The following is a 23,794-nucleotide window of genomic DNA, read 5'->3' as shown; positions in this document are numbered from 1 at the left end:
TCAACCATTGCGCAGGACCAACAGAGCAGCCTATTCGCGGTCAAAGTCTCGATGCGTCACGGTGACATCGTCACCTTGAGCACGTAAGCGTCGGGCAATCTCCTCTGCTACGGCAACGCTACGATGGTGGCCCCCGGTGCATCCGATAGCCACCGTCGTAAAGCTCTTCCCCTCTTGTTTGTAGCCTTCCTGCATAACGTTAAACATGTCCACAAATGAATTTATGAAACGGTCAACATTTTCATGGCTAAGGACATAATCAGCGACTTCATGATCAGTCCCCCGGAACTCCCGTAGATGAGGAACCCAATACGGATTGGGGAGGAAACGGACGTCGAGAACGATATCGGCATCCCGAGGGATCCCATGCTTAAAACCGAACGACTGAATAGTGACATGCTGGACATTGGAATCGAGCGCATCAAAACAGCGCTCAATTTCTCGACGCAAGTCATGGACGGAAAAATTGGTCGTATCAATAACTATGTCGGCTTGATCACGAATGTCCTCCAACACCTCACGCTCACGCGCAATCCCCATGTGAAGGGTATCGGTGCCCTGGAGCGGATGCTTGCGGCGGACTGTATCAAACCGCTTAATGAGCGTCTCATCGTCTGCGTCTAAAAACATGATGATCGGCCGTCGGCCATCCTCTTCCAACGACGACAATACGTCCCCGAGTGACCCTGCAAAGTCGCGCGACCGCACATCAGTGACGATAGCTAGGCGCTCGATCGGCGAGTCGGGAGAGAAAGAGAGCTCAACCATGCGCATGATGAGCTCTGGTGGCAGATTATCGGCAACATACCATCCCATTTCTTCTAGGACGTTCGCTGCCGATTGCCGGCCTCCTCCAGACATGCCAGTGATGAGGACCAGCGAATTCTCGGCCACATGGTGTGGGCTTTGGTCCTCTGACGAGATGCCGTTTGCTGGGGTGATATCCGTGGCAGCTGTACTCGAAGAACGCGCAGAGTCAGGCATACTCATTACTTTACTTGTTTTGGTTCCTATTTTTCGGGCCGGGATCCTTCGGGACGCTATTCGGCACGTCAGAATCCCGATCTGGCTTTCCGTGTAGGCCTTCATACACCAACGCAGCTAGTGCCGGACCAATGCCATTAGCAGTTGTTAGATCATCAATACTCGCTTTTTTAATTTGCGCCACACTGCCGAACGTCTTTAATAAATCAGCCTTGCGTTTCTCACCCAGTCCGGCGATGTTGTCCAGTTCTGATTGACGCAGCCGCCCCGTCCGTCGCGACCGTTGGTACGTAATTGCCACGCGGTGTGCTTCATCACGGATGTTTTGGAAGAGATATAACCCCTCGGAGCGACGTGGAAGAATCACCGGATACTCCTCATGCGGTAGCCACACTTCCTCAAGACGTTTCGCTATACCGCACAAGGTGACGTCGGTAATTCCCAACTCATCTAACACCTCTTGAGCTGCATTAACCTGAGGTGCACCACCGTCGACCACAAAAAGCTGAGGAGAATAAGCAAAGCGTTTGGTTGCCGACGGATCGGCCAGGTCAGCATTGGTATCCACCTCAGCCACCTCAGACGGAGCCAGCCTGCTTTCCTCAGCCGCGATACTATCCGCTACAGCGCCGTCGTCGGGGACCTCCGTGGAGCCCTTCCTGTACCGCAAAAATCGTCTGCGAACTACTTCTTTAATACTCGCAACGTCGTCTGAATGCCCCTCTCCTGCTGCTTCCTTGATTTTGTAGCGGCGGTAGTCCGATTTTTTCGGAGCCCCATCTTCAAAAACGACCAGGGAAGCCACGACGTCTGTTCCCTGGAGGTGGGAAATGTCGGTGCACTCGATGCGAAGCGGTGGCTCTGCCATACCCAAGCTTTCTTGGATTGCTTCTATTGCAGCGCTACGAGCCGTGAGGTCTCCAGTTCGCCGCAGTTTGTGCTGATGCAAGGATTCTGCGGCATTGCGAACGACGGTGTCCATGAGGGCTCTTTTATCACCACGTTGAGGAACACGAATGTCAATATGCGCGCCCCTCAACCCCGACAAATACTCACCGATCTGTGTGATGTCTTCGGGCTCTTCCATGACAAGAACCTCGCGCGGAACCGGTTGGCGAACATCATCGAGAACTCTTGAGCCTTCAACAGCTGTTGTGTTTTCTGTGGTCTCCTGAGCGCGTTCGACTTCATCGCTGTAGTACTGCAGTAGAAACTCACGAATGAGCGCGCCGATTGAATCCTCCGAATCACCACTACGCTCCACTACCCATGCACGCTGGCCGTGGATTCGCCCCCGTCGCACAGTGAAAATCTGGACAGCGGCTTCCAGTTCATCTGCGGACACTCCGATTAAATCAGTATCTGTGTCCTCGGGGAGCACAATGGCTTGCTTTTCCGAGACAGCTTTTATCGCTTCAATATCGTCGCGGAGATGTGCAGCTTTCTCGAAATTGAGTTCTGTAGCTGCCGCCTCCATATCAGCGGTCAAGCTCTTAACGATTTCGCGGGAATTACCTGCAAAAACAGAGCATAAGCCGGTAATTAATTTTCGGTGGTCTTCTTCGGAAATACGGCCAATACACGGTGCAGAACACTTATCGATATAGCCCAGAAGACAGGGTCGCCCCAGGAGCTCATGGCGGTGGTACACACCTTTTGAGCAAGTCCTTACCGGGAAAACTTGAGTGAGTGATTCGAGGGATTCTCGGACAGCCCATACCTTGGGGAAAGGACCGAAATAACGAACGCCTTTCCGGCGTGGTCCCCGGTAGACCCAGGCACGTGGGATCCGCTCTCGTTGAGATACCGCGAGCATCGGATAGCTCTTATCGTCACGAAAGACCACGTTGTATCGCGGGTTAAACCGCTTGATCCAGGTGTATTCGAGGTTGAGAGCCTCATCTTCCGAGGCAACCACTGTCCATCGAACTTGGGACGCGGCAAATACCATCTGACGCGTTCGCGGGTGGAGATGCTCGGGTGTCTGAAAGTAGTTAGATAACCGAGCCCGAAGATTCTTGGCTTTTCCGACGTATAACACTCGGTCTTCTGGATCCCGGAATGTATACACTCCCGGCTCGGTGGGAATTGTCCCTGCTGCCGGGCGATATGTGGCGGGATTGGCCACAGGCTAGTCCTCCGGAAGGTAGGCGTCTTCTAGTAAGCGGAAATTGTTAACGGCGTCGACAACTCGGTTACCGTCGGCAGCTTGGAAAGCCCACATCGACACGAACTCGAAATCTGGGAGTTCTAACCGCGCAGTCCGTGAGTTTTTCGGGAAACTTAAACCGTGCACGATCTCCCACGGATAAAACTGAGGATTAAGGAAATTACGTACCTCTACTCCGTCTTTATTGACTCGGACCCGTGGGCGTAGTCCCAGCATCCATATTCCAGAAAAGATAATGCCGATCCCAATGAAAGACCATTGATCCACAGTGGTCACCGCCGCACCTGTGTAACCGACACGGACGACCAGGGCCATGAAGATGTGAATGGCCATGATGACAACGACGCCGGCCCAGGTCCACTGCTTTAATTTTGTGGACGTCACTACGAGTTCCCATGGTGCGGTGCTCGTGGTGGGCGTGTCATATGCGAGGTAGTCCTCAGACATGTTCGTTTCGCTCACACCATTACTCACGGCTCCGACCCTACCTTTTTTCTTCACTGTTACCGAATTTGTACTCGGTGTGGATGCTGTTCGTGGATACTGCCTCTGTAGTCAGAACACTGCGGGGTTGCTCTTTTAATCCACTTTCATCTTTTTTAGTGTTTGAGCAGTATGAATGGCAGCAATCATGGCCTCAGCACCTTTGTTTTCATGCGCTGTCGGGCCACCAGCCCGGTCGACGGCTTGTTCATGAGTGGTGCAAGTAAGAACACCGTTTCCCACGGGTATGTCTGTCTCCACGGCAATTTTCGTCAATCCATATGTCACCGCGTTACATACGTGGTCAAAGTGGGGCGTTCCCCCTTGGATGACACAGCCCAGGGCTACGACCGCGTCATACGCTTGGGTGGCTTTCTTGACGACGACGGGGATTTCGAGTGCACCGACAACCGGAATGACGGTGACCTCTGCCCCGGTTGTCTCCCCTGCTTGTCGTGCCTGAGATGCTAATTCATTGGTAATGTCTCGATTCCATTCCGAGACAACGATGGCGACACGGAGTCCGTGTGCAGATCCGGGTTCGATGGTGATGGTGGGGCTTCCCTCGCCACTCATGAGTTATTCCTTTCGGTGGTATGTGCGGGAGTGACATGCGCTGGCGCGAGTTGGTGTCCGCGTTCACAGTACGGAGGATAGACGTAGACCTGATGCGCCTTTAATCGTGCAGGTTGTCAGAAGGCTCGGTGTGCCCTGGGGTGTGAGCTGCCTCCCACGCATTTAAACTAGGTAAATCGTGACCCATCTTGTCACGCTTAGTGCGAAGATAGTTGAGGTTTTCGGGGTACACATTGACCTCAATACTTCGACGACCACTGATTCGTAAGCCATGCCCCTTCAGCCCCGCTCGTTTCGTCGGATTATTGGACAAGAGGATCATGGATTTGACACCGAGGTCGGACAATATTGCCGATCCGGTCCCGTATTCACGAGCATCAGCTGGCTTACCTAGTTCAATATTGGCATCAACAGTGTCATAACCGTCATCTTGCAGCTTATAGGCTTGCAACTTGTTCAGAAGACCAATCCCCCGGCCCTCGTGACCACGCATATATAGGACGACGCCGCGTCCCTCCTTGTACACCTCTTCCATTGCTTGATGGAGCTGATCGCCACAGTCACACCGGCGCGAGCCAAAAACATCTCCGGTGAGACATTCAGAGTGGACTCTTACGAGGACATCTTCCCCACCATTATCAGAAGGGTCACCGACGACGAGGGCTACGTGCTCTAGTCCATCAATGACGCTTCTATATCCGATGGCGGTAAAACGGCCATACGACGTCGGAAGCGTGGTCTCCACAACGCGTTCGACGAGTTGCTCCGTGTTCCGTCGGTAAGCAATGAGCTGGTCGATGGAGATCATCACGAGCGAATGCTCGTCGGCGAACCGACGTAGCTCGGGTCCTCGTGCCATGGTAGTGGGATCTTCTTCACTCACTACCTCACAGAGTGCCCCGGCAGGATTGAGGTGAGCAAGCCGCGCCAGATCAACGGCAGCCTCGGTATGCCCGGCACGAACAAGAACTCCTCCCGGTCGGGCTCGAAGAGGGACCACATGGCCAGGCCGTGTGAAATCCCCGGGCCCGGAATCACGAGACGCCAGTAATCGAATGGTGTGTGCACGATCAGTGGCTGAAATGCCGGTGGTTCCGCCTTCTGCCGCGTCAACTGTGACTGTATACGCTGTGCTTTTCTTGTCCTGGTTTCGGGTAACCATGGGCGGGAGATCGCACCGGTCAGCGTCGTCGTCAGTCATTCCGACACACACATACCCCGATGAATACCGCACCATGAACGCGAGCGACGTCGCAGTAATACGGTCAGCGGCGATGATCATATCGCCTTCGTTTTCACGATCCTCGTCATCGACGACGATCACTGGCTTGCCTGCTGCGATGTCGCGGATAGCCTCGTCAACGGTGTTGAGCTGGATACTCCCACGGTACATATGTGAATCCTGAGAATCAGAGCGTTGATAAGGGGAATGACTCTGGGGCTGTGCGAGATCTTTATGTTGTGTAGTCACGGCATGTTGTTCCATCGTCTTTTCTAGCTTCCGTCTTCTATTATTTCGACTGCTGATCTGCTGGATCGGTCAACGCGTGGACGTAACCCCGGACATTGGCATTGCGTTCGATGTATTTAGCCACAATATCGACCTCGATGTTGACCGGGGCGGCCACTCTGAGTGAGCCGAGGATCGTATCCCGCAGGGTGGTCGGGATTAATGAGACCTCAAACCACGGGTCGGCAGTATCGGGAGGTGCCACCGCGGAGACGGTGAGTGATGTTCCACTGACCGCGATAGATCCCTTTTCAACAACATATCGAGCTAAATCTGATGGGAGACTAAAACGGAATACCTCCCATCGATCGTGAGGATCTCGTGAGAGCAACCGGGCTGTTCCATCGACATGGCCTTGAACTATATGCCCCCCGAGACGTTGTGATGGTTGTACTGCCCGTTCAAGGTTGACCTGGTCACCGGGGCGAATATCGCCCAGGGTTGTGCGATCAAGAGTTTCGCCCATAACGTCCATGATTACCGCCGTTCCCTCATGACCAGCCTCAGTCAAGCACACACCGTTGACTGCGAGGGAGTCTCCCCTACTGAGGGTATCGGTGACTCCTGGTGCATCAACAGTAATCCTGATGAAATCGGGAGTATCTCGTTCTTTATTCGACGACGGGTCCCCAGCCTGATCTGAGGGCAATTCTGCTCCTCGATCAATAGCTACGACTGTTCCAAGAGCTTCAACGATGCCAGTAAACACGATTGCCATTCTATCTTTCTGCGTCTGTCTTTCTGTCCATAAGCATTCCGATCATGATTAGAACGACTCAGCCTGCTGGTAATTCACTCTGATAATTCACTCCAGCGACGATTCAGCGTGACGATGAGCGTCGATGAGGAGATCAGGGCCGAGCTGAGTAATGTGCTCGATGGTGAAGTTATGCCTATCGGTGAGAGTTGATACGTGAGGAATCTGTATTGCCGGCAGCCCGGAGCCAAGGATGCTCGGTGCTACGTACCAGTGAATGTGGTCAACAATCCCCTGGTCTAATGCAGCAGAAGCCACTGTCGGTCCGCCCTCAATGAGGAGATCGACGTATCCCTGCTGAGTGAGGTCCTGAATAACGTGGGATAGATCGTGGGTATTAAAGCGCTGCGACCGTGCGTGTGCGAATATCTTCGCTTCGTCCGAAATGGGGCGGGAGCCAATGATCACGTGGTCCGGCTGATGCGCGTAGAGAGTCCCGTCTGGTGTGCGCGCCGTCAAGCGTGGGTTATCGGCTATAACGGTCCCCGTCCCGACAATCAGAGCGTCGCGGGTAGCGCGGTCGCGATGAACATAGTTACGAGCGTCGACAGAAGTGATCCACTGTGATGTTCCATCAGGCGCTGCAACACGGCCATCCAAGGTGGCAGCAACTTTCAGGGTAACCATTGCCCGACCAGTAGCTATACGATGCAGCCACGAACGTAGCGCTCCCTGACGCACTTCAGCAGCACGAAAGCCACCTATGACAGTGAGACCTTTTTCGGTTAAAACCGCGTGCCCACCATGAGCTACCGGGTTCGGGTCGGGCACCGCATACACGACTGTGGATATCCCAGCGGCAAGGAGCACGTCAGTGCATGGGCCAGTCCGACCGGTGTGAGCACAAGGCTCCAAAGTAACGACGGCAGTAGCGCCCACGGTCGCATCGCCAGCATCTCGAACTGCCATGACTTCGGCATGTGGGCCACCTGCCGGTTGTGTATGTCCTTGGCCAACAATCCGCCCGTCGGCATCAATAATGACAGCTCCTACCGGCGGATTTGGACTAGTCGTTCCCTTCGCTTCCCATCCAAGCTCGGCAGCCCGATCCATGGCGTGTTCGATAACGTTCACAGGGTGCTGGCCGATCATGTCACCATGGGATGGCGTCGACTTGTGCATTATTTCTGATGTCCGGCGAAGGTGTGAGGCCCGCGGTGCGCCGACGCATACCCCGCACGCGCATGCTCACGAAGTTCATCAATGGCAGCGTTGGGAGAATCGGCTTTGTACACCGCCGATCCAGCGACAAAAACATCAACACCGGCTTCGGCGGCGCTAGCAATAGTGTCGGTGGATATCCCACCGTCGATCTCAATAAGACAGCGGCCATCCCCTCTACCATCGCTTGTCTCCCTAGCCCACATCTGATCTGCGCGTTGACGCAGAGCGCGTACTTTGCCGAGAACCTCTGGCATAAATGTCTGGCCACCGAATCCAGGTTCCACTGACATGACTAGAACCATGTCGAATTCGTCTAGATGCGCGAGAACCTCGTCAACTGGTGTTTTCGGCTTAATACTAATTCCCGCTCGAGTTCCTGCCGCGCGCAATGTCTGTGCCAACGCGATAGCGGCGTCGATGTTATCGACCGCTTCGGCATGAAAAGTGACGGAATAGAATTCGGCGTAGTCGGGAGCCCATCGCTCAGGATCGTCAATCATCAGATGACAATCCAGAGGGAGTTGAGTTTCTCGCGCAACCGCTTGTGCAATAGGCAACCCGAAACTGAGATTCGGCACGAAATGACCGTCCATCACATCCACATGGATCCAGTCAGCGTGAGAAACTGCGTCAAGGTCCCGTGCGAGGTGGGCGAAGTCTGCTGAAAGGATCGATGGGGCGATAAGTGGGGTGGCCTGTGTGGATACCCCAGCGGATGGTTCCAGTCGTGATGTCATGGCAACATGTTACCGCTCTGGCGTCGCGCTCCGGCGGAAAATTTGAACGAACATCGCGTCCGTTCCGTGGCGGTGAGGCCACATTTGGACAGCATTCTCGCCAGCGCGGCAGTGTTGCATTCCGCACATATAGTCGACGGTATCCAAAGGTTGAAGTGGGCAATTCTTTTCTGCCCAGTCCACAATCTTGACGGTCTCTTCGAGATGAGGCGAGCACGTTGAGTACACCACTATTCCACCGGGGCGAGTAAGTTCAGCCCCCGCAGCCAGCAGCTCTCGTTGCAACGAAACGAGCCCGGGGACGTCGTCCGGGGACTTTCGCCAACGCGCTTCGGGCCGACGTCGTAGCGCCCCGAGTCCTGTACATGGAGCATCAACCAGCGTGCGATCATAATGCGCGTCGAGGCCAGACTGTCGCCCATCAACTGTATGGACTGTCACGGGAAGACCAGAGGTTGTTTTTTCGACCAACCGCGCCCGGTGAGGAACAGGTTCGACCGCATCAACGTGGGCACCATCAATGCGCGCAAGGCACGCCATCAATGCAGTTTTTCCGCCCGGACCTGCGCAAAAATCAAGCCACTGACCTGTCTCATCTCCTTCAAGAGGTGCCTCGGCGGCAGCACGGGCGATCAGCTGGGACCCCTCATCCTGCACCGCAGCCATGCCCTCTCGAACAGCGGGGATAGCGCCCGGATCGCCCTCCTCGAGAACCACGCCATAGGGAGAATATGAAGTCTGCTCACCACCGGTTACGAGTGCCAGCTCTTCCGCAGTGATCTCGCCAGGACGAGCGACGAGGTGAACACGCGGTCGCGCATCGTCAGCAATTAACGCATCAGATAATTCGGAAATGGCATAGTCACCCAGTGAATCCCGGAAAACTTTGACGATCCACTCGGGGTGAGCTGTTGCCAGAGCCAAGCGTTCAAACGGATCAGCATCGTGAGTGAGGTGATCTATCCACTCTGATTCTGTGCGCTGCGCGACGGAGTGGAGAACGGCATTCACAAATCCCTTAGCTTTCGGTTGATCGACCTCTTGACATAAATCCACTGAAGTATTGACCGCAGCGTGATTGCCAACGCGCATCCGTAAAAGTTGGTACGTCCCCAAGCGGAGCACGGCAATGACAGCGGGATCGATGGCTTCGAGGGGACGGCTAGAGCACTCACCGATCACTGCATCCACCAGCCCCTGAGCCCGCAATGATCCGTAACCTAACTCGGTAATGAATGCTGCATCCCGACCCGTCAGACCGTAATCCTTCATGAGCGACGGAAGAATGATGTTGCCGAAGGCGTTTTCGGTGTCGACGCGGAAAAGTGCTTGCCACGCAACATAGCGTGGTATATCCCGATGGTGCTCACGTGCAGGTGTTCTATTCGCTTTACTCCCACCTGACGAATTCCGTTGATGCTGGTGGCGCTTGTTACTGTCGTTTCGCTGGCGATTTCGCCGTTGCTGTTGCGTTTTTCTATCCGGGTGCGACGCTCCTCTATCCGACGGTGTCTGCTTCGCCCCCTTGGCATCAGACGTGAGATGACGCGCTGATTCACTGCGCGAACGAAATCCTCCACTCATTGAAAACGCGTCCCTTCATGCGGTGTGTCATCGTACGATTCAGCTCGTTCTGCTGGATTGCTCTGAGCTGAATTATTCTGAGCCGACTTATCGTTGTCGAGGCCATTGGCAAGGTGCGCGCCTCTCACCCACGCTCCGGCCTCCATCATCTTTTTACCTGGCGCCTGGACAGAGCCGAGTTGCACAGGATAATCCGCGGTTCCCACCCACACGCGGTTCTTTTTCCACGCAATCTCTCCGGGCGCTAAAGACAGCGACTTTTCGATAGGGTCCCGTGGATCGGTAATAGGTCGTACGGCTCCGACGCGGATTCGGTCGTCCCCAAGCAGTGTCCATGCTCCGGGATCAGGTGTGACCGCACGGATTACCTGGTCGACCGTCAATGCTGGCTTATTCCAGTCGATGCGCTTGTCCTCAGTGGAAATCTTCTTGGCATAGGTCGCACCGTCGTCACTTTGCGGTGTCGGTGTTGCCGATCCATTCTCGATAGCGTCCAGAGTGTCGACGAGAACCTGGGCACCCTGATTGGTCAGCCGTTCCATGAGTGAACCGGTAGTGTCATCGTCACGGATGTCGGCGGGTGCCGACGCAAATATGTCGCCCGTGTCCAGCCCTTCCTCAATGCGGAAGACGGTCACGCCTGTTTCCTTGTCCCCCGCTTCAATGGCGCGCTGCACAGGAGCTGCACCTCGCCAACGAGGTAACAGCGAAAAGTGCAGGTTGACCCATCCCCACCGAGGTAGCGTGAGTACGTTTGGAGGCACTAAAGCACCATAAGCGACGACGGGTATGCAGTCCGGCTTGTATTCCGCGAGGGAATCAATAACCGACGCGTCTTTTAACGTGGAAGTCTTAATGACAGGGATGTCGTGCGCTTCGGCGAGCTCAGCAACAGGGCTGGGATAGAGCCGACGGCCACGACCCCGAGGAGCATCGGGACGCGTTAAGACGGCAACGACGTCGTGATGTGAATCAAGCAGTGCTTGTAAAGCAGTCGCTGCCAGCGTCGGGGTTCCTGCAAAAACAACGCGCATTAGTTCTTCACTCCATCTTTGTCGCGGTATGCTAGCTCAGGGTGTGCGAACCATTCGGCGGTACGGATTTGCGCCATCGTCTCTTTACGAATCTCTGGCTCCAGCCTGCGCATGTACATCACCCCGTCGAGGTGATCGGTTTCATGCTGGATGCAGCGTGCCAGAATACCGTCGGCCGAAAATGACACGGGGTCCCCGTCGACAGTCTGCCCGGTGACGGAAACGTTCATCCATCGTCGAGTATCGGCGTGGATCGATGGAACAGAAAGACAGCCCTCCGGCCCATATTGGGTTTCATCGCCCTCGTGTTCCCACACCGGATTAACGATGTGACCGCGTCTGCCCCCACAGTTATAGACGAAGACCCGCCGCAAAACCCCTACCTGATTCGCGGCAAGACCGGCACCACGGTAGTGATCCATGGTTTCCATCATGTCGTCGACGAGGATCCGCAATGGCTCGTCAAAGTCGGTGACCGGTTCTGCCGGTGTTGTCAATACGGGGTCTCCAAAAATTCGGATACGACGAAGACTTATAACGACGCAACACTCCCAACGGCGGCAATTAACGACAACTAACGACAATGCGGTGAAGATCGCTTACGACAGTAAGCGAGTGAGGATGATGCCACTCACGAACGACTCAAACGCGGTCATAGTTTAGCCGATGTGGATGGGGTCCACGATCACCCGAATCGCTAAGTCCACCTTATTCACTGCGGCTTTAATTCGTGCAGCACGAAGCGCTGAACCCAAGACAAGTGGTCCATGGCTCGCATTCGCTCGTATGAGTAAGCGAAGACAGAGGTGTGCTGGAGTGTTAGCAGGCGGGTCTATTCCTGGTGGCAGCGGAACTGGGCCGAGAAACTGAGAATCCGGGGGAACGTCAATGAGACGCCTAAATTGCGATATATCTTGCTCTGTTCCATCGATGGCAGCCATATGCACAGCGGGCGAAAACCCAGCTTCCCGACGGTGCTCCAACTCGACAGAGGCAGCACCGATGGGGTCCCATCGGATCAAGGACTGGATCACCGGGGCCTGTGCATCAGCAACCACAACGACTTCTCCCCCGTCGTTATGCGACTCGACCAAGGACGCGACCTCGAGCCAGGACATAAGCGCCTCTTCATGAGCACGAACATCTTCACGCTTCAACTCCGACCACGTATCCAGAATGACCGCGGTCCCAAATTTCTTGTCCTCGGCGACGGGAGCAGAACCCGGTGTAGCAATCACGAGGCTCGGTTCGTCCGGGATAGATGTGACTATGTTGTCCCCCGTGCTGACGATGACGGGGATACCGGGGAATGAGCGTCCCAATTCTTCAGCAGTGCGGTCCGCCCCAACAACTACCGCACGGATCCTTGTCGAGCCACAATTGTCACAGCGAAAAGAAGGGTCAGGCCGTCCGCACCAGCGACACGTTGGGTAACCCGCATCAGACGCTTGCTCACCAGTATGGGGCGTAGCAGTTTCCGGTGCCGTCTGCCCCGGTAGTCCCAATGGCCCATTACAGTATCGACATCGCGCTGGCTCACCGCAGCGTTGGCATGCCAGCGTCGGAACATATCCTTTTCGAGGGACATGGATGAGTGCAGACCGCCCCCGACGATGGCTAGACCGTATCGCCTCAAAAGCAACATGCGGAATTCGAGCACGTTTCGCCGCCGGGTCCTTCGCCAGTTCAAAGTCGGTGTCGCCGATGGCGCGAATCCGGGGCATGGCGGCACGGATAGCCTCCCGTGATGACACCAAATTGTGCGCCCACCCGGATTCGACGAGGAGTTGAGCTTCTGCGGTTCTTCCGACGCTCCCCACTATCATCGCTGCTTTTTCAATACTCGCACGCAGCGTCAACACTTCACGGGCGTGGACATAGGGGGCACGCGGATCGACAAGATTGTCGTCGCCGTCGTCGAGAATGACGATGAGGGACAGATTTTTGACGGGAACGAAAGCTGCTCCTCGAGTGCCGACTACCACTCGATTGACGCCGTGAAGAATATCGATAAATCGGCGGTATCGGGCGTGACGTCCCAAGCTAGCGGTTAATTGCGTCCACTGGCGGGCGCTGAGCACCTCTTTAAAGGCGTGGGATAACCGGTTAATGGTCCGCTGATCAGGAACAATGATGAGAACCCCGCCCCCATCACGAGCGGTCTGTGCTGCCAATTGCGCAATGCGCATGGGCCACTCATCCCCCGGCGCGATCTGCCATACTGCCCGGGAAGTCTCGCCGCGCAGCACGGCATTCACAAATGATGGCCCGAACCGGTAACGCGACCAGGCCTCATCGAGGGTTGCGTTGTCGTCGGTGTTGTTATCCGCGGGGTCGCTGGTGTCGGTGCCACTGTTCTCGTAGTCAGTGGCAGACGACCATGGATCATCGCCGTGCTCTATAGCTTCGAGAGCTGCTTTTTCTGCAGCGGCATGACGGGGGGGAATGGCAGACCGAATAATGTCCGACCGCAATCCGCCGTATCGCTGCGCCAAGGTGTAAACCAGATTCCGGAATGTTTCAGGCGCAACGACTTCGCGGCTAATAACCCGATCGATCCACGAAAGACGACCAGCGTGATCGGACTCATTCTCGCGCGATAACACCAGCGCATCAGTGAGCCGACCTGAAAAGTGGACCCGCACCATGACCCCAGGTTTGACGTCCCTATCGACGGCTGCATCAACAAGGTAGTCGAATTCGCGGTCGAGGTGCGCCACCTTGAGAAGGGGAAGCACCCGAGCCACAGGGCGGTCGGGTGCAGGGGTATGGGGCGAAATAGACACGGCTACATCTTAATGGAGTCGTCCACTACCCCACTTCGCACTAAATGTGGTTGGCCGGCTCATGTATTTAACGCGCTACTTACCGTGAAATCGCGGCTTTGAGGTCATCTACCCTATCCAACCGCTCCCACGGCAGATCGAGATCTGTTCGACCAAAGTGGCCATATGCGGCGGTTTGCGCATAAATTGGCCGCTTGAGATCCAGTTCGCGGATAATCGCCGCTGGCCGGAGATCAAAGACCTTATGTACGGCTTCTTGGATTGCTGAGATCGGCTCTTTTTCTGTGCCAAAGGTCTCGACATACAAGCCCACCGGATTTGCGCGCCCAATAGCGTACGCGACCTGGACCTCACACCGATCCGCTAGTCCAGCAGCAACGATGTTCTTCGCGACCCACCGCATGGCGTAGGCAGCCGAGCGGTCAACCTTGCTCGGGTCTTTGCCGGAGAACGCTCCGCCACCATGCCGGGCCATACCGCCGTAAGTATCGACGATGATCTTGCGGCCTGTGAGACCGGCGTCGCCCATAGGTCCACCGACGACGAAGGAACCGGATGGATTGATCAATAGGGTGAGTTCATCGTCGACGAGGTTCTCTACCCCGGCGTCCTTGATGACTGGGGTGATGACATTCGTGCGCAACTGTTCTTCCAGCCATTGTCGAGAAACGCCCGGATCATGCTGCGTGGAAATAACGATGGTGTCAATACGAATCGGGTTATTGTCATCGTCGTACGCGAGCGTGACCTGCGTTTTTCCGTCCGGACGAAGATGCGGAACGATATCGTCTTTGCGCACTGCCGTGAGACGCCGTGCGAGGCGATGCGCAAGAGCGATCGGCAACGGCATATATTCGGGGGTCTCGTTGGTGGCGTATCCGAACATGAGGCCTTGGTCGCCAGCGCCTGCACGGTCATCGTCCTCGACCTCTGCCCCGTCGCGCGCTTCGAGTGCGGTATCGACACCTGCGCCGATCTCTAACGACTGCTCACCAATGGAGACGGATACACCACATGTTGCCCCGTCGAAACCCATATCGGAGGATAGAAAGCCGATGTTCCGGAGGGTTTGCCGAACCAGGCTTGGAATTTCTACGTATCCGCGACACCGAACTTCACCGACGACATGTACTTGTCCTGTCGTCACGACGGTTTCTACAGCGACGTGGCTGTCGGGATCCACTGCGAGCATGGCGTCCAAAATTGAGTCGGAGATTGCGTCGCAAATCTTATCTGGATGTCCCTCGGTGACAGACTCGCTGGTGAATAGTCGTTGAGTCACGGTTCCTTCTTCCTTGATGAGGTGGCGATACCACGTATTTTATTAGATGTTTTGTTGGATACTGTGTTGGCTACCGATATAATAGACCAAGCTGTCTAAATCCGTATGTAGCTTAGCGCACGCGGCCCCCGTAGTTCGCAACCGCATCCCACACTGAATCCGCTAAGCCAAACTTCGATGTCGACGGGATATCGGTGACCTCTCCGTCTCGTGACAAGACCCAGCCTCTGTTCGTATTACGCCCGAACACTTTCCCCTGGCCTACGTCATTACAGACCAATAATTCACAGCCCTTATCCTTCAGCTTTAACTGAGCGTGCTCTAACGGGGTGTGGTTCGGGTCCCCCGTCTCTGCAGCAAAACCAACAATGATGGTCGGCCTCGTGCTGTTCGGAGTCGAACTTTCATCCTGCCCTGCGTGCTCGGGTCGGGTTGTTCGTTCTTGCCGACGAGATACAACGCTTTTGAGGATGTCTGGGTTCTCCACCATCGACAACGTCGTGAGGGAAGTCGACTCCTTGTCTGCGGATTTCTTCATCTTCCAACCCTTTTCTTCGGCTGGACGGTAATCCGCAACAGCTGCAGCGCACACGACAATATCCGCGTCCTCGTCGCGCTTCTCGACTTCCCTATACATATCCCTGGCCGATTCCACGCGAACAACCTCAGAGCCAAGCGGAGTAGGAAGCTCGTGCGTAGCGCCCGCGATAACAGTCACCTCGGCGCCACGAGCTGCGGCAACCTCGGCCAGAGCAAACCCCTGTTTCCCAGATGACCGATTACCGACGAAGCGCACGGGGTCCACGTTCTCGTGCGTTCCTCCTGCGGTGATGAGGACTCGGCGCCCTTCTAAATCGCGAGGAAACTGACTCTGCCGTCGGGCTACGGACAACGCCAAGTTGACCACCTGCTCAGGCTCAGCAAAGCGGCCCGGACCAGAATCAGGCCCCGTTAAACGCCCATGTGCAGGATCGACGACAGTAACTCCTCTCTGGCGAAGAGTTGCCACATTGGCCTGTGTCGCCGGGTGAGTCCACATCTCGGTATGCATTGCGGGGAAAACAATGACGGGGCACCTCGCCATTAATGCGGAGGCCGTGAGGAGATCGTCGGCCCGGCCATGAGCTAAGCGAGCGATTACATCGGTCGTTGCCGGAGCAACAACGAATAACTCGGCGGTATGCCCAATACTGACGTGCCGAACCTCGGGGACGCCGTCGAAAACAGAGGTCGAGACAGAATTCCCAGAGAGCGCCTCCCACGTTGCACATCCGATAAACTTCAGCGAAGTTGCCGTTGGAATAACGTGAACGTCGTGGCCTTGCTCTTTAAGTAATCGGACGACGTGACAGGATTTAAACGCGGCAATTCCACCTGAAACACCGAGAACGATCTTCACTGCTTCCTCAATTCAGCTGTCGCTATGCAAAAACCGCTGATCACACCGTGGGTGGTGTGATACAGCGGAATGCTAGGTCGATGATGAGATGAGTACGAGCGGAAACACGTGGGAATAGCGTTTACCCGCCACATGTAACCCGCTGGCCCTCACCGTAGAACTCTTAGCCCTCGGTGTGGTCGAGGAGGCCGTCGTTGATCTCACGCAGAGCGATCGAGAGCGGCTTCTCACCAGGCTCGGGGGTGACAAGTGGGCCAACGAACTCAAAGACCGAGTCATCGACGCTCTTGAAGTAGTCATTGATCTGGCGAGCTCGCTTAGCAGCAAAGATGACAAGGGCGTACTTTGACGACACCTTGCCCAGTAGCTCGTCAATCGGTGGGTTGGTAATACCTACCGGTGGGTCAAATACGTTGTCGTCATTGACAGAAGCCAAATTAGGTGTAGTCACGATGTCCTTTCGGCCGTGAGTAGTGCGGCAATAGCGCGAACAGCGTTGTCCACGGAGTCATTAACCACGATGTGGTCGAACTCATCCTTGGCAGCCAGCTCTCTATGGGCGGTCTCGAGGCGACGTTCAATGACATCCGGCGGTTCAGTGCCCCGACCAGTCAGACGCTCGACGAGAACCTCCCATGAAGGTGGCATGAGGAAAACGGTGTGAGCCTCCGGAAGAGTTTTCTTCACATTCCGAGCACCCTCTAGGTCTACCTCGATGAGGACTGGGCGGTTGCTGTCAAGAGCGTCACGGACGGGGCCAGCCGGTGTGCCAGAACGTTGAAGACCGCCATGAATTTCAGCCCACTCCAACATGTCCCCGGCTTCAACATGGCGGGTGAATTCGTCGTCGGAGACGTACAAATAATCCACACCATCTTCCTCGCCGGGGCGGGGGGCCCGTGTCGTCATAGACACGCTGAAGTACAAATCGGGCACCGTTGTACGCAGACGATGAACCACTGTGGACTTTCCTACTGCGCTGGGTCCCGCGAGAACCACCAGATTGCCACGATTTGTTGTCAAGGTTTATTTCTCCGGGTCGAAGCCAAAGCGCTCTAGCAGAGCACGACGCTGACGCTCACCTAGGCCACGCAAACGACGTGTCGGGGCGATTTCCAGCTCTTTCATGATTTCCTGAGCCTTAACCTTACCCACCTTTGGCAACGCCTCAAGCAAAGCCGAGACCTTCATCTTGCCCAGGATTTCGTCCTCGTCGGCCTTCTTCAACACTGCCTGAAGGTCGGTCTCACCTTTCTTGAGCTTTTCCTTGAGCTCGGCACGTGCCTTGCGAGCTTGAGCAGCTTTCTCGAGTGCAGCAGCACGCTGTTCGGGCGTTAACTGGGGAAGGGCCACGGTTCCTCCGTAATGTCAATCGATGAATACTTCACTTACTGATGTTCGGGTTTCGGTGCGGGTCACAAGTTGACCGCGTAATTGTCTCCAGGTTCATTGAAGCACCCGACCAACTTCGCAAATAGTGAGCCTGGCAAACAGCACCAAAGACTATAGACGCTGACCAGGTCAAAGTTAAGTCTGCCCCTGGTTGAGACAACGCGAGTCATTCTAACACCATACCGGGGTAGTCCTGGGCATTCGCCTCCACAGCCCTCTGCAAGCTACCTATATCTGGGCCATGTTTCAATATTGCCCTCGATATATTGGGGAAAGCTAGGGGTTCGACGTGTGTCGTGAGGCGACGGACATCATCCGCACTCGCCCCTTGAGCCCCTACCCCAGGAAGAAGGACAGGGCCGTTGAGGGCAGACAGATCCGGAGCCCTACGTACCGCGTCTGATCCCTGTGTGGGTAGTCCTAAGGTAGCCCCCATCACGACACCGATGTTTCCGAATTGGCTACCAGTTTTGCGACGATACAGCTGATTACGCGCAGCACATTCGTCGACGATGTGTTGAGCGACGCTGTCGCCGTCGTCGGCATTGTGTGAGGGACGACGCTGGTCCTGACGCTGCGAATTACGCGAGCGTCTAATCCGCGCTGATTGGAGAGTCTCAGCCTCCGGATTCGAGGTCGCTGCCAAGACGTACACGCCCTGTCCTTGACGCTCTGCAAGGTCCAGCACAGGCTCGAGTGCGCCAAAACCGGTATAAGGGCTGACGGTCACGGCGTCACATCGCAGCGGCGAGGTCTCCCCTAGCCAGGCATCGGCGTAGGCCGCCATCGTTGAACCAATATCGCCGCGTTTGGCGTCGGCAAGAACAAGTGTCCCTGCCTCGTGGAGGGCAGCGATCGCCTTCTCCAATACTGCGAAGCCGCGTGAACCGTACGATTCGAAGAAGGCGACTTGCGGCTTAACCAAAGCGACTGCTGTGCCGAAAGCCTCGACGCATCGCATAGTAAAGCTCTCGAGCCCATTAACTGTGGCAGGAAGTCCCCACTGGGCAAGTAGACCCGGATGAGGATCGATCCCGACACATAACCGCGAACGATTCAGAGCTGCTGCGGCAAGGCGATCAGCAAATGAAGAATGCCCACGGGGGACATACTTAGACACAGATGGCTCTTGACCTGCCGGTACTGAATCGCCCGCCGAGGACGACGTCGACGGCTGTGGAACACACATATTTACTCTCTCTCACGAGCCTTTCTGCCGAGCTTCGCTGACGGGGTGGGCAGCTCACGCATGAAGATCCTGGATTGCTGCCACCATCAGCGATGCGTTTGGCTTGTGATCATCTTCTTCAGCACCGTCTTGACCTGGCTGCGGGTTTCCTTGTCCACCGCTCCCGTGTTCCTTCGGAGCCGTCTCAGAGATGCCATGAATGGATTCGATGGCTTGGACTGCTGCGACTGCCGCCTGAACCGTCGTGATGCAGGGAATCTCAGCATTCAAAGCTGCCGCGCGAATCTCGTAACCATCGTGGCGCGCACCAGAACTCCCGGCTGGTGTGTTGATGATGAGGTCAACTTGATCATCCAAAATAAGGTCGACGATGGACCGGCGGCCTTCCTTATCCCGGTGAACGGTTCCCACTTCAACATGGTCGACGCTGGGGTTATCTTCATGGACTTGCGATTGCTTCGCGACGACTTCACATGGGATTCCATTGCGCCGGAGCATCCCCGCGGTGCCTTCTGTCGCTAGAAGCGAAAACCCTAACGTAGCTAAACGTTGGGTGGGGAAAACCATGGTCCGCTTGTCATGGTTGGCAACCGACACAAACACCGTGCCTGATATAGGAAGGCGTCCGTAAGCCCCAGCCTGTGACTTTGCATAGGCTGCACCGAACGCCCGGTCAAGCCCCATGACTTCACCAGTTGACTTCATCTCTGGGGACAGGAGCGAGTCCAGCAGAGAACCATCCTGCCGCCGGAATCTCCGGAACGGCAACACCGCTTCCTTGACGGCAATCGGCGCATCCAGCGGGAGTGAACCGCCGTCGTGGTCAGTGGGGATCATTCCCTCCATGCGCAGCTCATGGAGTGTGGCACCGACAGATATGCGGGCAGCGGCTTTCGCCAATGGAACACCGGTCGCTTTGGACACGAAGGGCACCGTCCGCGACGCTCGAGGATTCGCTTCGATGACATACAGAGTGTCATCTTTCAGTGCGAACTGGACGTTCATGAGGCCTCGAACACCGATTTCACGAGCCAGTGATGCCGTGGACCGTCGGACAGTGTCTATATCCTCTGTGCCTAAGGTCATGGGCGGAATAGCGCAGGCCGAGTCGCCCGAGTGAATACCGGCTTCCTCAATGTGTTCCATAACGCCGGCGAGATAAACCTCATCACCATCGCATAAAGCGTCAACGTCGATTTCAATGGCATTGTCCAAGAAGCGGTCAACAAGGACGGGGTGGTCGTGGGTAATCTCGGTTGCCCGCGAAATATAGTCGGCGAGAGAGTCGTCATCATAAACAATTTCCATGCCACGGCCACCCAACACGTAGGACGGTCGGACTAACACTGGATAGCCAATTGACGACGCGACCGCCTGGGCTTCATCGAGATTCTTCGCTGTTCCATATGCCGGTGCCGGAAGTCCAGAGCGTTGGAGGACGCCTCCGAACTCACCGCGGTCTTCCGCCAGGTTAATGGCCTCGGGAGTTGTTCCGATAACCGGAACGCCGGCCTCTTTGAGGCGCTCAGCAAGGCCTAGCGGTGTCTGCCCGCCCAACTGGCAGATGACGCCTGCCACATTTCCCGACTCGGATTCGGCGTGGTAGACCTCCATGACATCTTCAAAGGTCAGCGGCTCAAAGTAGAGACGGTCAGCCGTGTCATAGTCGGTAGAGACCGTTTCTGGGTTGCAGTTAACCATGACCGTCTCATAGCCGATGCGTGAGAGTTCCAATGCCGCGTGAACACACGAATAGTCAAACTCAATCCCCTGGCCAATGCGATTGGGGCCGGAGCCGAGAATAAGGATCTTTTCTCTCTCTCTTTGAGGAGTCACTTCACTTTCAGCAGCTGGATCGAGTTCATACGCGCTGTAGTGATACGGAGTTTTTGCCTCAAACTCCGCCGCACAGGTATCCACTGTTTTGAATACCGGGCGGATGCCGAGGGACCACCGTAGTGTTCGCACCCCATTCTCTCCAGCGAGTTCGGGCCTCACACTGGCGATTTGCGCGTCAGAGAGCCCGAGGTACTTTGCTCTACGTAATAGATTTTCGGTGAGAACCGGCGCAGTTTCCAGCTCTTGACGGAAAGCCACAAGTTGTTCGATTTCAGCGATAAACCAAGGGTCAATGCCGGAAGCTTCGTGGACCTCATCGACGCTGGCCCCCAGCCGAAGAGCGAGTTCGACGAGGTACACGCGTCCTTCTTTGGGCACACGGAGCATATCGACGACTGCCGCTTTGTCCTTAGCCGATTCACCAGCAAAGTGTTCGTCGGGATATGTCCAGAAGCCGCTTTCTTTGTTCTCGAGGGAACGAAGAACCTTGTTCAGGCCCGCAATATAATTGCGCCCCAATGCCATTGCTTCGCCCACCGACTTCATGGACGTGGTCAGGGTGTCGTCGGAACCGGGGAATTTTTCGAACGCAAAGCGAGGAGCCTTGACGACGACATAGTCCAATGTAGGTTCAAACGCCGCCGGGGTCACACCGGTAATGTCATTGCGAATTTCATCTAAGGTGTATCCAATCGCCAGCTTGGCAGCAATTTTCGCGATCGGGAAACCGGTCGCCTTCGATGCCAAGGCCGATGAACGCGACACGCGTGGATTCATCTCGATGGTGACAATGCGGCCATTGTCAGGGTTGACCGCGAATTGGATATTACAACCGCCTGTATCGACACCTACCTCGCGCAGAATTGCGATGGCCTGGTCACGCATGACCTGGAACTCACGGTCGGTCAACGTAAGCGCAGGGGCAACAGTGACGGAGTCACCAGTATGAACTCCTACCGCATCCACGTTTTCGATTGAACATACGATGACGACGTTATCGTTGCCATCCCGCATGAGTTCGAGCTCATATTCTTTCCATCCCAGGATGGATTCTTCGATGAGCACATTGGCCTCTGGTGAGGCTGCTAATCCGCCTCCGGCAATGCGGTCGATGTCGTCGTAGGTGTAGGCAAGGCCAGACCCCAGGCCGCCCATAGTGAACGAGGGGCGAACGACAACAGGGAGGCCAAGCTCAGCGACGGTCTCATGAACTTCCTCCATGTTGTGACATACCCGCGATCGAGCCGACTCGCCACCAATTTTTTCGACGATATCCTTAAATTTTTGCCGGTCCTCTCCCCTTTCAATAGCCTCAATATCAGCACCAATGAGTTCTACGTGGTGTTTGGCCAGAATTCCGCGCCGATCAAGCTGAATTGCGGCGTTGAGAGCCGTCTGTCCGCCCAGTGTGGCAAGAACAGCATCAACGGGGTGCCCTTCGGCAGCTTCTTTTTCGAAGATCTTTTCGATGTATTCGGGATCGATGGGCTCAATATAAGTATGATCCGCGAACTCAGGATCTGTCATGATGGTCGCTGGATTCGAATTAATTAAGGTGACGCGGAGTCCTTCTTGTTCGAGGACTCGACATGCCTGAGTTCCGGAGTAGTCAAATTCACATGCTTGTCCGATGACAATAGGGCCAGACCCGATGACCAGCACGTGGTTTAGGTTCGTACGGCGTGGCATTTACTTGGCCTTTCCTTTTTGCATAGCGGTCACGAACTGGTCGAAAAGCGGATTCGCGTCATGGGGACCCGCAGCCGCCTCCGGGTGGTATTGCACAGAGAAAGCTCGCCCGTCGTTAAGAGCGACGCCTTCTACCACGTTGTCATTAGGGCAAATGTGGGTGACGTGAGCAGGCCCGAATGGAGTATCGAAGCTGGCTGTTAGCTCTTCAGTACTGAGTTTTTCCGACGCATCATGAGCATGCGGAGGAAGCAATGCGAATCCGTGGTTTTGAGCGGTGATAGATACGCGTCCCGTGGCGAGATTGACAACTGGGACATTAATTCCGCGGTGACCAAACTTGAGCTTGTAGGTGTCTAAACCGAGTGCTCGCCCGAAAATCTGATTCCCGAAACAAATTCCGAAAAATGGGATTTTCTCTGAAAGAACCTGACGGACGATGTCGACCATGATGTCCGCCGTCGATGGATCCCCCGGACCGTTGGAGATAAACACCCCATCAGGGTTGTACTTCTGGATATCCTCGAATGAGGTATTCGCCGGGACAACAACTGTCTTAACGCCACGTCGCGAGAAGTTTCGCGGCGTATTGGTCTTAATTCCCATGTCATAGGCGACGACGGTCAGAGTATTTGACTGCGACGACGTTCCCTCGGGCTCGACAATATAAGGCTCATTGGTGCTCACTTCTTCGGCAAGATCCTGGCCAGCCATTGATGGAATCTCGTTAACAACCGACAAAAGCTCGTCGACGGGTTTCGTGGCCTCATCCCCAGTAAAGATTCCGGCGTTGACCGATCCTTTGTTGCGCAGATGGCGAACCAATGCACGCGTGTCGACGTTCTTAATGCCGATTATTCCCTGTGACGCCATTTCGTCCTCAAGGGAACGTTTGCTCCGCCAATTAGACGGGCGGGTGGAAAGGTCACGGATAATCAACCCGGATACCCAGATGGTAGATCCACGTGACTCATCGTCTTCATCATTCCACCCGGTGTTTCCGATTTGTGGCGCGGTCGCGCACACTAGCTGACGACGATAGGAGGGATCCGTCATCGTCTCCTGGTAACCGGTCATGCCCGTGGTGAAGACGGCCTCGCCAAGCGCACGGCCTGTGGCACCGAAAGATGTACCGCGGAAAACACGACCATCAGCAAGAACGAGGATGGCAGGAAGACTCCCCGACTGAGCGTCGGTATGAGACGAAGGAGAGGCGATC

The 23,794-nt window shown here is 55.5% G+C and carries 20 protein-coding genes; all 20 read right to left on the bottom strand.

Annotated elements, in window-relative coordinates; translation table 11 throughout:
* Window positions 1-30: 30 nt before the first annotated feature.
* Window positions 31-984 (bottom strand): RNase adapter RapZ, encoded by a 954-nt coding sequence (rapZ, locus tag I6J23_RS08790; protein WP_204581754.1) that lies wholly within the window; start codon window positions 982-984, stop codon window positions 31-33.
* A 10-nt stretch (window positions 985-994) separates the two neighbouring features.
* Window positions 995-3,112, bottom strand: coding sequence for an excinuclease ABC subunit UvrC (uvrC, locus tag I6J23_RS08785; RefSeq protein WP_204581753.1), 2,118 nt, complete (start codon window positions 3,110-3,112; stop codon window positions 995-997).
* A 3-nt stretch (window positions 3,113-3,115) separates the two neighbouring features.
* Complete coding sequence (locus tag I6J23_RS08780) at window positions 3,116-3,601, bottom strand: PH domain-containing protein (protein ID WP_318744380.1); 486 nt, start codon at window positions 3,599-3,601, stop codon at window positions 3,116-3,118.
* Between the two features lie 132 nt (window positions 3,602-3,733).
* The gene (gene ribH / locus I6J23_RS08775; RefSeq protein WP_204581750.1) at window positions 3,734-4,213 is read right to left on the bottom strand and encodes a 6,7-dimethyl-8-ribityllumazine synthase; all 480 of its coding nucleotides are present in this window, start codon (window positions 4,211-4,213) and stop codon (window positions 3,734-3,736) included.
* Window positions 4,214-4,313: 100 nt separating this feature from the next.
* Window positions 4,314-5,606, bottom strand: coding sequence for a bifunctional 3,4-dihydroxy-2-butanone-4-phosphate synthase/GTP cyclohydrolase II (locus tag I6J23_RS08770; RefSeq protein ID WP_204583031.1), 1,293 nt, complete (start codon window positions 5,604-5,606; stop codon window positions 4,314-4,316).
* A 118-nt stretch (window positions 5,607-5,724) separates the two neighbouring features.
* On the bottom strand, window positions 5,725-6,432 hold the full coding sequence (locus tag I6J23_RS08765) for a riboflavin synthase (RefSeq protein ID WP_412844627.1): 708 nt from the start codon (window positions 6,430-6,432) through the stop codon (window positions 5,725-5,727).
* A 96-nt stretch (window positions 6,433-6,528) separates the two neighbouring features.
* Window positions 6,529-7,572 (bottom strand): bifunctional diaminohydroxyphosphoribosylaminopyrimidine deaminase/5-amino-6-(5-phosphoribosylamino)uracil reductase RibD, encoded by a 1,044-nt coding sequence (gene ribD, locus I6J23_RS08760; protein ID WP_239454892.1) that lies wholly within the window; start codon window positions 7,570-7,572, stop codon window positions 6,529-6,531.
* A 29-nt stretch (window positions 7,573-7,601) separates the two neighbouring features.
* Window positions 7,602-8,381: a ribulose-phosphate 3-epimerase gene (gene rpe, locus I6J23_RS08755; RefSeq protein ID WP_204581744.1), complete on the bottom strand. Its 780-nt coding sequence runs from the start codon at window positions 8,379-8,381 to the stop codon at window positions 7,602-7,604.
* A gap of 9 nt (window positions 8,382-8,390) precedes the next feature.
* A complete protein-coding gene (locus I6J23_RS08750) occupies window positions 8,391-9,965 on the bottom strand; it encodes an RsmB/NOP family class I SAM-dependent RNA methyltransferase (protein ID WP_204581742.1) in 1,575 nt (524 codons plus the stop codon).
* Window positions 9,962-10,999, bottom strand: coding sequence for a methionyl-tRNA formyltransferase (gene fmt, locus I6J23_RS08745; protein ID WP_204581740.1), 1,038 nt, complete (start codon window positions 10,997-10,999; stop codon window positions 9,962-9,964). Before fmt ends, I6J23_RS08750 begins: the two co-directional genes overlap by 4 nt.
* On the bottom strand, window positions 10,999-11,535 hold the full coding sequence (gene def / locus I6J23_RS08740; RefSeq protein ID WP_046202283.1) for a peptide deformylase: 537 nt from the start codon (window positions 11,533-11,535) through the stop codon (window positions 10,999-11,001). Before def ends, fmt begins: the two co-directional genes overlap by 1 nt.
* 123 nt (window positions 11,536-11,658) lie before the next feature.
* Window positions 11,659-13,785 (bottom strand): primosomal protein N', encoded by a 2,127-nt coding sequence (locus I6J23_RS08735; protein ID WP_204581737.1) that lies wholly within the window; start codon window positions 13,783-13,785, stop codon window positions 11,659-11,661.
* Window positions 13,786-13,864: 79 nt separating this feature from the next.
* The gene (gene metK, locus I6J23_RS08730; protein WP_204581736.1) at window positions 13,865-15,067 is read right to left on the bottom strand and encodes a methionine adenosyltransferase; all 1,203 of its coding nucleotides are present in this window, start codon (window positions 15,065-15,067) and stop codon (window positions 13,865-13,867) included.
* A 112-nt stretch (window positions 15,068-15,179) separates the two neighbouring features.
* Window positions 15,180-16,478 carry a bifunctional phosphopantothenoylcysteine decarboxylase/phosphopantothenate--cysteine ligase CoaBC gene (gene coaBC / locus I6J23_RS08725; protein ID WP_412523830.1) on the bottom strand — a complete coding sequence of 433 codons (1,299 nt, stop codon included), beginning with the start codon at window positions 16,476-16,478 and terminating at the stop codon, window positions 15,180-15,182.
* 151 nt (window positions 16,479-16,629) lie between these two features.
* Window positions 16,630-16,917 carry a DNA-directed RNA polymerase subunit omega gene (gene rpoZ / locus I6J23_RS08720; protein WP_012731626.1) on the bottom strand — a complete coding sequence of 96 codons (288 nt, stop codon included), beginning with the start codon at window positions 16,915-16,917 and terminating at the stop codon, window positions 16,630-16,632.
* Window positions 16,914-17,489, bottom strand: coding sequence for a guanylate kinase (gmk, locus tag I6J23_RS08715; protein WP_204581732.1), 576 nt, complete (start codon window positions 17,487-17,489; stop codon window positions 16,914-16,916). The genes rpoZ and gmk overlap by 4 nt, the downstream gene beginning before the upstream one ends.
* A 3-nt stretch (window positions 17,490-17,492) precedes the next feature.
* A complete protein-coding gene (gene mihF / locus I6J23_RS08710; protein WP_012731628.1) occupies window positions 17,493-17,819 on the bottom strand; it encodes an integration host factor, actinobacterial type in 327 nt (108 codons plus the stop codon).
* Window positions 17,820-18,024: 205 nt separating this feature from the next.
* On the bottom strand, window positions 18,025-19,047 hold the full coding sequence (gene pyrF / locus I6J23_RS08705) for an orotidine-5'-phosphate decarboxylase (RefSeq protein ID WP_204581730.1): 1,023 nt from the start codon (window positions 19,045-19,047) through the stop codon (window positions 18,025-18,027).
* Between the two features lie 54 nt (window positions 19,048-19,101).
* Window positions 19,102-22,575, bottom strand: coding sequence for a carbamoyl-phosphate synthase large subunit (carB, locus tag I6J23_RS08700; protein WP_204581728.1), 3,474 nt, complete (start codon window positions 22,573-22,575; stop codon window positions 19,102-19,104).
* Window positions 22,576-23,793: a glutamine-hydrolyzing carbamoyl-phosphate synthase small subunit gene (carA, locus tag I6J23_RS08695; RefSeq protein WP_204583030.1), complete on the bottom strand. Its 1,218-nt coding sequence runs from the start codon at window positions 23,791-23,793 to the stop codon at window positions 22,576-22,578.
* Between the last annotated feature and the right edge of the window lies 1 nt (window position 23,794).

Source organism: Corynebacterium kroppenstedtii (genome assembly GCF_016894245.1).
GTDB lineage: Bacteria > Actinomycetota > Actinomycetes > Mycobacteriales > Mycobacteriaceae > Corynebacterium.
Note: the sequence above shows the minus strand (reverse complement) of the source record. Positions and strands in the feature narration are given on the sequence as shown.

Bases quoted from the DNA above. Each gene is read 5' to 3' on its own strand.
- rapZ (WP_204581754.1), bottom strand. From the start codon at position 984: ATGCCTGACTCTGCGCGTTCTTCGAGTACAGCTGCCACGGATATCACC.
- I6J23_RS08780 (WP_318744380.1), bottom strand. From the start codon at position 3,601: ATGTCTGAGGACTACCTCGCATATGACACGCCCACCACGAGCACCGCA.
- ribH (WP_204581750.1), bottom strand. From the start codon at position 4,213: ATGAGTGGCGAGGGAAGCCCCACCATCACCATCGAACCCGGATCTGCA.
- I6J23_RS08770 (WP_204583031.1), bottom strand. From the start codon at position 5,606: ATGTACCGTGGGAGTATCCAGCTCAACACCGTTGACGAGGCTATCCGC.
- ribD (WP_239454892.1), bottom strand. From the start codon at position 7,572: ATGATCGGCCAGCACCCTGTGAACGTTATCGAACACGCCATGGATCGG.
- rpe (WP_204581744.1), bottom strand. From the start codon at position 8,381: ATGACATCACGACTGGAACCATCCGCTGGGGTATCCACACAGGCCACC.
- I6J23_RS08750 (WP_204581742.1), bottom strand. From the start codon at position 9,965: ATGAGTGGAGGATTTCGTTCGCGCAGTGAATCAGCGCGTCATCTCACG.
- fmt (WP_204581740.1), bottom strand. From the start codon at position 10,999: ATGCGCGTTGTTTTTGCAGGAACCCCGACGCTGGCAGCGACTGCTTTA.
- pyrF (WP_204581730.1), bottom strand. From the start codon at position 19,047: ATGTGTGTTCCACAGCCGTCGACGTCGTCCTCGGCGGGCGATTCAGTA.
- carB (WP_204581728.1), bottom strand. From the start codon at position 22,575: ATGCCACGCCGTACGAACCTAAACCACGTGCTGGTCATCGGGTCTGGC.